Annotated in this window: 1 protein-coding gene and 1 pseudogene; both read right to left on the bottom strand. The window is 73.1% G+C overall.

The features are described 5' to 3' along the window. A pseudogene (locus N878_RS23250) lies at positions 1 to 304 on the bottom strand (ABC transporter permease); the annotation flags it as partial. Further along, on the bottom strand, positions 298 to 811 hold a 514-nt coding region (locus N878_RS23245), incomplete at its 5' end, for an ATP-binding cassette domain-containing protein (protein ID WP_021445896.1). The pseudogene N878_RS23250 and the gene N878_RS23245, both read right to left, overlap by 7 nt.

Genomic DNA, 811 nt, shown 5'->3' with positions numbered 1-811 from the left:
ACAGCGCGCGGCTGGCCAGCAGGGCCGCGGGCAGGGCGATCAGCAGCGCCAGGCTCATGCCGGCGGTGGCGATGGCCAGGGTTTCCAGGGTGGCGCGGCCGAGCAGGGCGAGGAACTCGCCGTCGTGCGCCGGCGGCCAGAAGTCGGCAAGGAAGTTGCCCATGCTGCGGGCGTTGTCGCCGTCGAACAGCACGCCCAAGTTCAGCTCGCTCAAGCCTAGCCCCGGCCACAACAGCAGCAGCGCCAGCAGGGTGATCAGCAGCCGCGGCAGGGCGGCCGGGTCGCGCGGGGAGCGGCTCAGCATCGCGGGATCTGTACCGTGAGCGGCTGCACCGGCAGCGAGGCCGGCAGCGGCTGCAGTTGTTCGTTGGCGTACAGCGCCTCCAGCGCCGCCGGCTCGATGGCCGCCGGCGGCAGGTCGAAGACGATGCGGCCGTCGCGCAGGCCGATCACCCGCGGGAAATGCGCCAGGGCCAGCTCCACCGCGTGCAGGCTGGCCAGCAGGGTCATGCCGCGGCTGGCCGCCTCCTGGTTGAGCACCGCCAGGGTGTGACCGGCCAGCACCGGGTCCATGGCCGACACCGGCTCGTCGGCGAGGATCAGCTGTGGCGCCTGGTACAGCACGCGGGCGATGCCGACCCGTTGCAGCTGGCCGCCGGACAGCTGGTCGCAGCGCTGGAACAGCTTGTCGGCGATATCCAGGCGCGCCAGGGCGGCCTGGGCGCCGGCGGCGTCGAGCGGATGGAGCAGGTTGAGCAGGCCCTTGGCCAGCGGCCACTGGCCGAGCTTGCCGGCCAGCACCGCGGTGACC

Source organism: Pseudomonas sp. EGD-AK9 (assembly GCF_000465935.2).
Lineage (GTDB): Bacteria > Pseudomonadota > Gammaproteobacteria > Pseudomonadales > Pseudomonadaceae > Aquipseudomonas.
The sequence above is the reverse complement of the archived record's forward strand: the minus strand, read 5'-3'. Positions and strand labels throughout refer to the sequence as shown.